This window comes from Alcaligenes sp. CHO6 (assembly GCF_037120595.1).
Classification (GTDB): domain Bacteria; phylum Pseudomonadota; class Gammaproteobacteria; order Burkholderiales; family Burkholderiaceae_B; genus Alcaligenes; species Alcaligenes ammonioxydans.
On record NZ_JBANCI010000002.1, the window covers coordinates 373,818 to 382,838 of the forward strand.

Consider the following 9,021-nt stretch of genomic DNA (forward strand, 5'->3'; position numbering starts at 1 on the left):
ACACACGGAGAAAACGAGAAGTGACAGCCGTCTTTAGTCGGCTGCAGGCTGTAGCTTAACGGTAAAACTTCCCTGAGGGCCAAGAGACATTCAAACGCAACGTCGCCGCCCGGATCGCTGCCTTTACCCGGAAAAAAAACCCCATGAACCGAAGATTCATGGGGTTGCTGCCAGCGGGCAGGACGATCTGAACCGGGATCAGTTCAATCGGCCATGACACTGCTTGTATTTCTTGCCACTGCCGCATGGGCAAGGATCGTTACGGCCCACACGTGGCACTTCGCCTTTGGCCACTTCATCCAGACCGGGATCTTCACCGCTCAGGGCAGCATCGTAGTCAGAATGATGGAAACGGACATTGGAGTTGGCGGGAACTTCAGCAGCGGCTTCCTCAACCTGCTCCGGCGTCTGGATACGTACCGTCATCAGCACCTTGACCACTTCGTCACGCACCCGGTCCAACATATCGGAAAACAGCTCAAAGGCTTCGCGCTTGTATTCCTGTTTAGGATCTTTTTGGGCATAGCCACGCAGATGAATGCCCTGACGCAGATGATCCAGTGCCTGCAGGTGCCCGCGCCACTGTGTATCGATCGATTGCAACAGTACCGCACGCTCGAAATTACCCCAGTTGGGCTGACCGACCTGATCGATCTTGGCCTGCAACAGACGTTGGGATTCCTCGATAACACGATCGTGCAAATCGTCGTCTGTCAGGTTGGATTCTTTCTCCAGCATTTCGGCCAGAGGCAGATCAATCTGGAAAGTGCTTTGCAAGGCGGTGGTCAGGCCCGGAATATCCCATTGCTCTTCCATCGTGTCTTGCGGCACGTACTCACGGAACAGGCGGCTGACGGCCGCTTCACGCAAACTGCTGATCGTTTCCGTAATATCGCCCGACTCCAGCACCTCATTACGCTGGGCGTAGATCACCTTGCGCTGATCGTTGGCCACGTCGTCATACTGCAGCAGCTGTTTACGAATATCGAAGTTGCGCGCCTCGACCTTGCGCTGGGCCGACTCGATGGAGCGCGTCACCATGCGGGCTTCGATAGGCTCGCCTTCTGGCAGACGCAGGCGCTCCATGATGGCGCGGACGCGATCGCCAGCGAAGATACGCATCAAGGAATCTTCCAGCGACAGGTAAAAACGCGACGAACCTGGGTCGCCCTGACGACCGGCACGACCACGCAACTGATTGTCGATACGTCGGGACTCGTGGCGCTCGGTGCCAATAATGCGCAAACCGCCAGCCTGTTTAACCTGCTGGTTCAGCGGCTCCCATTCGGCACGGATAGCCTGAATGCGAGCCTCTTTCTGCTCGGCACTCAGCGACTGATCTTCACGCACGGCGGAAATGGCACGCTCGATGCTGCCACCCAGCACAATGTCGGTACCACGACCGGCCATATTGGTGGCGATCGTGACGTGACCCGGCTTGCCAGCCTCAGCCACGATATCGGCCTCGCGAGCATGTTGCTTGGCGTTCAGAACCTCGTGCTTGACGCCGGCAGCGTTCAGGCGCGTGGAAATCAGCTCGGAGTTCTCGATGCTGGTGGTTCCCACCAGTACAGGCTGACCGCGTTCGTGACAGTCCTGAATATCTTTCAGAATGGCATTGAACTTCTCGTCATCGGTTTTGAAAACCTGATCGTTCTGATCTTTACGCGCCAAAGGACGGTTAGGCGGGATGATGACGGTTTCAAGGCTGTAGATTTCCTGGAACTCGTAGGCTTCCGTATCGGCCGTACCGGTCATGCCGGCCAGCTTGTCGTACATGCGGAAGTAGTTCTGGAAAGTAATCGAGGCCAGCGTCTGATTCTCGTTCTGAATGCGTACGCCTTCTTTTGCTTCCACCGCCTGATGCAAGCCATCGGACCAGCGGCGACCCGCCATCAAACGACCGGTAAATTCATCCACAATCACCACTTCACCATCCTGAACCACGTATTGCTGATCGCGGAAGAACAGGTTGTGGGCGCGCAAGGCGACCATCAGGTGGTGCATCAGGGAAATATGGCGTGGCTCGTACAACGACTCGCCTTCGGGCAACAGACCGATTTCCGTCAGAATCTGCTCGGCACGTTCGTGACCGGCTTCGGAAATATGAACCTGCTGACCTTTCTCGTCGACCCAGAAGTCGCCTTCAGGCTCGGGCTCGTGTGGACGAGGCTCTTGCGTCATGCGGGTCAGCATGGGCGGAACCACGTTCATGCGCACGTACAGCTCGGTATTGTCTTCGGCCTGGCCGGAGATGATCAGCGGTGTACGGGCTTCATCGATCAGGATGGAGTCAACTTCGTCGACAATCGCGTAGGACAGGCCGCGCTGGCGGCGATCCTCGGCGCGGTATTCCATATTGTCGCGCAGGTAGTCAAAACCGAATTCGTTATTGGTACCGTAGGTGATGTCAGCCTGATAGGCGGCAATCTTCTCAGCGTTGTCTTGCTGAGGAACCACCACACCCACGCTCATACCCAGGAAGTTGTACAGACGGCCCATCCAGGCGGCATCCCGTCGAGCCAGGTAATCGTTCACCGTCACCACATGCACGCCCTTACCCGAGAGCGCATTCAAATACACGGCCAAGGTAGCGGTCAGCGTCTTGCCTTCGCCCGTACGCATTTCTGCAATCTTGCCATTGTGCAAGGCAATGGCGCCGAGCATCTGCACGTCAAAGTGACGCATGCCAAACACACGGACACCCGCTTCGCGCACCACGGCAAAGGCCTCGGGCAGGAGCGAGTTAAGCGAGGCGCCATCCTGAACACGCTGGCGCAGCTCCTGCGTCTTGGCTGCCAAGGCCTCGTCACTGAGTCCCTGCATGGCAGGCTCAAGAGCATTAATCTGGGCGACCTGCTTACGGTACTGTTTGAGCAGTCGGTCGTTACGACTGCCAATAAGCTTTTTCAGCAATGAAACCATTCTTGTGTCGTCAATGTAGGCGAGGCCGCAAGGGCTTGAATCTGTGCCTCGAGCCTATCTCTGGTTAAAAGGGATGCGCAAGCAAACAATCAGTTTAACGCACATGCTGCAAGACGGAACTACTTGTCCGAATCCAATTGCGCGATCTGCTGCTCTACGTACTCACGCGCCGGCAGAAAAAGCTTGGGGTCCAGGGCGTGTCCGGCCATGCGCACTTCAAAATGCAGGTGCGAACCTGTGGACTGCCCGGTGGAGCCGACTCGGGCAATCAACTGCCCTTTTTCCACTACGTCGCCTAATTTAACAACGATCGAGGAAGCATGGGCATATCGCGTGCTCATGCCATTGCCATGGTTGATTTCCACCAGCTTGCCATACCCTGTCATGTAACGCGCCTCGGACACCACGCCGCCGGAGGCGGCATAGATGGGCGTACCCTTGGGAGCAGGAAAATCCAGGCCTTCGTGCAAAGCATGGCGACCCGAAATCGGGTGACGCCGCCAGCCAAAGGAAGACGCGACCTCATCGTAATCCACCGGGCGATAATTGGGCAGGCGGGCCTCGTTGCCGGTGCGCTCGGTCAGCACGCTGTCTAGCATCTGAAACCAGTCTTGCTGCTCGGACATCTGTTTGGCCAGATTGTCCAGTTGCTCGCCCAGACGATCGGCGTTCCACACCAGGTCGGCGCCATCCATGCTGTCCATCACGGCCAGATCCTGAACCGGCATGGAACCGGCCAGCTCCGGATCGGTGTACTCGATGCCCGCCGCCTTGGCAACGCGCTTGCTGACACCGTCCATTTCGATCAGCTTGGCCTGCAAACCGCCCACTTTTTCAGCCAGGCGGGTGACGTTGTCCTGCATCGCGGCGGCCTGGCTCTGGGCCATCTCCGTATCCAGCGAAACGCCGTTGCGCTCACTCCAGTGCGACTGCACCAGAGCGCCCGCCGCAGCAGAAACGCCCAGCGATACCAAGGCCACCACGGCGATCACCGTGCGGCGCACCCCTTTGGCTTTAACATCTAAGGACGTATAGTCTTTATGTTGATCCACTCTTGTATAACCTCGAACATGACCTGGAAGCCCCCTTTTTCCTCATCCGCGCCAAAACGCAGTAGCGGGCAAAGCCACGCTTTGGGTTGGCTGGCCAAGGACCAGCAAGGTTCCCAGGTACTGGAAATGGCCCGGCAGCTGATGGCAGCCCAGACCCATGTAAGCAAAGCCCTGCCCCCTGCTTTGGGCAAGGCCTGTAAAGTTGCACGTATAGACAGACAGCAATTGACGCTGGCAGTTCCCAGCGCAGCGCATGCGGCCAAGCTGCGTCAGCTTTTGCCCACCGTCACCCGACAGATGAATGCCGCTGGCTGGAACATTAGCGAGACGCTGGTTCACGTGCAAGCCCATTTGTTTGCAGCTGTGACAGAAAAGCCCGCACGCCAGGTACAAGTCCTGGACGAGCGGGCCCTGGAATCATTTGAAAAGCTGCATGACTCATTACCGCAAGGTCCTCTGGCCCAAGCCATCGAACGCCTGTTGCGTCATCATCGCAGTTAAACCGGGCGCGCAGATAGCGCCCTTACACCCGTATCAAGCGAATTTCCACTCGCTGGAAAACGCATGAGGCGCGCTAGCCGCAGACTCGAACGTGACCAATTCCCAACTGTCCTGGGCGGCGAGCAGGGCACGCGCCAACTGGTTGTTCAGGCCGTGGCCGGATTTGCACGCTACATAACGGGCAATCAAGGGGTGGCCAATCAGGTACAAGTCGCCAATCGCATCCAGAATCTTGTGCTTGACGAACTCATCCTCGTAACGCAGACCGTCGCTGTTCAGGACGCGGTATTCGTCCATGACGATGGCATTGTCCAGACTGCCACCACGGGCCAGACCGGCCGCACGCAACGCCTCGACCTCGCTGGCAAAGCCAAAGGTGCGCGCACGTGAGATCGTCTTCACATACGAGTCATGCGCAAAATCCACCTCGGCAAAATTGGCCGTTGCATCAATTGCCGGGTGATGAAAATCAATCGAAAACTGAAGGGCAAAGCCTTCATAGGGCTCCAGACGGGCCCATTTAATGTCCTTTCCCTCGCCTTCAGAGACTTCAACGGGCTTGAGGACACGCAAAAATTTCTTGGGCGCTTCCTGCTCTTGCAAGCCGGCCGAGCGCAACAAATACACGAACGTGCCTGCGCTGCCATCCATGATGGGCACTTCTTCAGCAGTCAGGTCCACATGCAGATTATCAATACCCAAACCCGCAATGGCAGACATCAGGTGCTCAACCGTTGAGACACGAACATTGTCCTTGATGAGCACCGAGGCCATGCGCGTGCCACCGACCTTGTCGGCCTGCGCAGGCAGATCCACAATCTCCGGCAGATCAATACGGTGAAACACAATACCGGTGTCAGGCGCGGCGGGGCGTAATGTCAGCTCGACACGACGACCGGAGTGCAGGCCGACCCCTTTGGTACTGATGACATTTTTGATGGTGCGCTGACGGAGCATGGCTATTCTTGTATTTGTAAAGTGTTGTTCGCAAAGACTATTGTAACCGTAATACGGGTTATCCACTATACGCTTTCTAAAAACATACGCAATTGTCAAGCGTCAAACATAGCGACACTACGAAACACTTACGCCCCCTGAACGCGAACGCTCAGGGGGAGTCGTGGGAGAAATCAAATTGACGACTCGGGTAATCGCCGAACTTGATTTTTAATCAGCCTGCTTGCGCAAGAACGCCGGAATATCGAAATGATCCATACCGGCCGTCTCCAGAGCACGCACCTGAGCCGAGGCCTGGCTGCGTGGATTGCGGATAACCGCAGGCACATCCGCATTGGCGTAATCAGCACCAATCACGGGCATATTGTCCGTACCAGTACGTAACACTTCCTCGTTGTTTTGTACCAACTGTGGACGTGCTTGCTTGCGACCCAGACCCGTAGCCACGACCGTCACGCGCAGGCTGTCACCCATGGACTCATCGTAAGCCGTACCGAAGATGACGGTTGCATCTTCTGCGGCGTAACCACGGATGGTGTCCATGATTTCGCGGGTTTCGCGCATCTTCAGCGAGGACGAGGAAGTGATGTTCACCAGCATGCCGCGAGCACCGTGCAGGTCCACCCCTTCCAGCAATGGGCAGGCAATTGCACGTTCAGCCGCTTCGCGGGCACGGTTCGAGCCGGAGGCCACCGCCGTACCCATCATGGCTTGACCTTGCTCACCCATGATGGTTTTCACGTCTTCAAAGTCAACGTTCACATTCCCTTCAACATTGATGATCTCGGCAATACCGGCGCAGGCATTGTGCAGCACGTCGTCCGCCGCCTTGAAGCAATCGGCCTGAGTCGCATCCTCGTCCATCAAGTCGTACAGGTTTTCATTCAGTACCACGATCAGGGAGTGAACGTGCTTGCTCAGCTCCTCGATTCCTTCTTCGGCCATGCGCAGACGGCGGTTGCCTTCAAAAGAGAAAGGCTTGGTGACCACGCCCACGGTCAAAATGCCCAGCTCCTTGGCCACTTCAGCCACAACGGGGCTGGCACCGGTACCGGTACCACCACCCATACCGGCCGTAATAAACACCATGTTGGCACCGTTCAGGGCGGCACGGATTTCTTCACGAGCGGTTTCAGCAGCCGCACGGCCCTGATCGGGCTTGGCGCCAGCACCCAGGCCACTGCGTCCCAGACGGATCTGGATAGGAGCATCGCTGCTGGCCAGCGCTTGCGAGTCGGTATTGGCGCAAATGAAATCCACGCCCTGCACGCCCGACTTGATCATATGCGTCACTGCGTTGCCGCCTGCGCCGCCCACGCCCACGACCTTGATGACCGTGCCGCTGCTGCTGGTATCTAACATTTCAAAGTTCATCATGATTGACTCCCACTCAAACACTAATTAGTCAAGTTTCTACGTACTTCCCCGATACAACCAAAATTTGGAATCAGCTCAAAACATCTGCCAACCAGGGGGTTCGCACCCGGTTTGAACTGCCTCCCGGACCGCCCTTTCAGGCGGCCCGACCTGAGCGTCTTGCAACGCCCTTAATTCATAAACCATTCTTTCATGCGGGCCACCAGACCTTTGACACTGCCTTTTTGCTGTGCCACCTTGCGACCACGCGCACTTTGCAGGCGGGCTTCAGTCAACAGGCCCATCACCGTCGAAAAGCGCGGGTTGCGCATCACATCCGCCAGGCTGCCTTCGTAGCTGGGCACCGCAATACGCACCGGTTTCAGGAATACGTCCTCGGCCAGTTCCACAATGCCCGGCAACATGGCCGTGCCACCAGTCAGCACCACGCCCGACGACAGCAGATCTTCGTAGCCCGACTCGCGCAGGCTTTGTTGCACAAACGTGAACAACTCCTCGACGCGTGGCTCAATCACGGCACCTAAAGCCTGGCGCTTGACCTGACGGTTGGGACGATCGCCCAAACCGGGCACTTCGATCATTTCCTCGGGATGAGCCAGCGATTGCTTGGCAACCCCAAAGCGCAACTTGATTTCTTCCGCATCTGGCGTCGGCGTGCGCAGCATGGCAGCGATATCGCTGGTGATCTGGTCGCCGGCAATCGGGATCACATCGGTGTGACGGATGGCACCGCCGGTGTAAATGGCAATATCGGTCGTACCGCCGCCAATATCCACCAGCACTACGCCCAGCTCTTTCTCATCGGCCGTCAGGCAGGACAGGCTGGAGGCCAAAGGCTGCAAGATCAGATCCTGCACTTCCAGGCCGCAACGGCGCACGCACTTGACAATGTTCTGGGCGGCACTGACGGCACCAGTCACAATGTGTACCCGCACTTCCAGACGCAGCCCGCTCATGCCGATAGGCTCGCGGATGTCCTCTTGCGAGTCCACGATGAATTCCTGCGTCAGCACATGCAGCACCTGCTGATCGGTAGGGATATTCACGGCCTTGGCCGTTTCGATCACACGCGCCACATCCGTGGCGGTCACTTCCTTATCCTTTACCGCCACCATGCCACTGGAGTTGAAGCTGGTGATGTGGCTGCCCGCAATTCCGGTATAGACTTCGCGGATCTTGCAGTCAGCCATCAGCTCGGCCTCTTCCAGCGCACGCTGAATGGAATTGACCGTCGTCTCGATATTGACGACTACCCCTTTGCGCATGCCCTGGGATTCATGCTGGCCCAGACCAAGCACTTCAAACCGGCCTTCCGGCAGCACTTCGGCTACCACCGCAACCACTTTGCTGGTGCCGATATCCAATGCAACGATCAGGTCTTTGATGTCACGAGTCATATGTTCTTTACTTCACAGGGGTAGATGAAACCGGAGCCAGCGTTATCGCAAAGCCATTCGGGTAACGTAAGTCGGCACTTTGCAAAGCACGGTCGCCAAGCCGCTGCATCAAGGCAGGCCATGCCTGCACAAATCGTTCAACACGAACCGCAAAGGGCAAAGCCCCTTTACGACCGTGGGGGTCTGCAATATCCGCTGCCGGGTCGCGGCCCAGGCTCAGCTGCATTCCGTTGGACAACACCACATCCCAGGCATAGCGCGGGCTCAGGGTCACTTCACTGACCTGCACGTCCAGAGGTCCGAACCAGCGAGCCAGCTCGGCATACCGTTGCACCACCAGACGCTCCGAGTTCGGAGGGCCGCTTAACTGGGGCAAATCCATTTCATCGGGCACCACCGCCTTGTTGGCAGAAAACGATTCACCCCAGGTGTTGATCATTTCGTCTTCGTTCCAATAGGCCAGCGGCTGCTGCTCTTCAATCCGTACTGATAGGCTGTTGGGCCAGACGCGCCGGATCTGCGCGCGTCGTACCCAGGGGGCCGTTTCAATCAAGGCGCGGGATTGGTCCAGATCGACGGTGAAGAAGTTGCCTTGCAGGCGACCGGCGATAGTGGCTTTCACCCCTTCTGCCGTGACGTAGGCCAGCGGCTCGCCTTGCGTGGACTCGATCTGAATGCGCTCGATATTGAAGTACGGACGACGCACAGCCCAAATCACAACACCGATCACCAATGCCGATACTGCTAGCAGAGCCAGCGTATTGGCGATCAGGTTGGTCAGACGTGCATCGGAAAACATGAATCAGGCTCCC

At 57.3% G+C, this 9,021-nt stretch carries 7 protein-coding genes; 1 reads left to right on the plus strand and 6 read right to left on the minus strand.

Annotated features, from left to right (window positions below):
• Positions 1-198: 198 nt before the first annotated feature.
• Positions 199-2,925, minus strand: coding sequence for a preprotein translocase subunit SecA (gene secA, locus V6936_RS09685; RefSeq protein ID WP_003803532.1), 2,727 nt, complete (start codon positions 2,923-2,925; stop codon positions 199-201).
• 119 nt (positions 2,926-3,044) lie between these two features.
• Positions 3,045-3,977, minus strand: a complete 933-nt coding sequence (locus V6936_RS09690; protein ID WP_003803534.1) for a M23 family metallopeptidase — start codon at positions 3,975-3,977, stop codon at positions 3,045-3,047.
• Between the two features lie 18 nt (positions 3,978-3,995).
• Here V6936_RS09690 and V6936_RS09695 point away from each other — a divergent pair, with 18 nt between their 5' ends.
• On the plus strand, positions 3,996-4,478 hold the full coding sequence (locus tag V6936_RS09695; RefSeq protein ID WP_003803536.1) for a DciA family protein: 483 nt from the start codon (positions 3,996-3,998) through the stop codon (positions 4,476-4,478).
• Positions 4,479-4,511: 33 nt separating this feature from the next.
• On the opposite strand, the gene lpxC is transcribed toward V6936_RS09695, so the two are convergent.
• From lpxC to V6936_RS09715, 4 genes are all read right to left on the minus strand, one after another.
• Positions 4,512-5,435, minus strand: a complete 924-nt coding sequence (gene lpxC / locus V6936_RS09700) for a UDP-3-O-acyl-N-acetylglucosamine deacetylase (protein ID WP_003803538.1) — start codon at positions 5,433-5,435, stop codon at positions 4,512-4,514.
• A gap of 210 nt (positions 5,436-5,645) precedes the next feature.
• The gene (gene ftsZ / locus V6936_RS09705) at positions 5,646-6,812 is read right to left on the minus strand and encodes a cell division protein FtsZ (protein WP_039943740.1); all 1,167 of its coding nucleotides are present in this window, start codon (positions 6,810-6,812) and stop codon (positions 5,646-5,648) included.
• Between the two features lie 170 nt (positions 6,813-6,982).
• Positions 6,983-8,209 (minus strand): cell division protein FtsA, encoded by a 1,227-nt coding sequence (gene ftsA / locus V6936_RS09710; protein WP_003803541.1) that lies wholly within the window; start codon positions 8,207-8,209, stop codon positions 6,983-6,985.
• Positions 8,210-8,216: 7 nt separating this feature from the next.
• The gene (locus tag V6936_RS09715) at positions 8,217-9,008 is read right to left on the minus strand and encodes a cell division protein FtsQ/DivIB (protein ID WP_003803543.1); all 792 of its coding nucleotides are present in this window, start codon (positions 9,006-9,008) and stop codon (positions 8,217-8,219) included.
• Positions 9,009-9,021 lie beyond the last annotated feature (13 nt).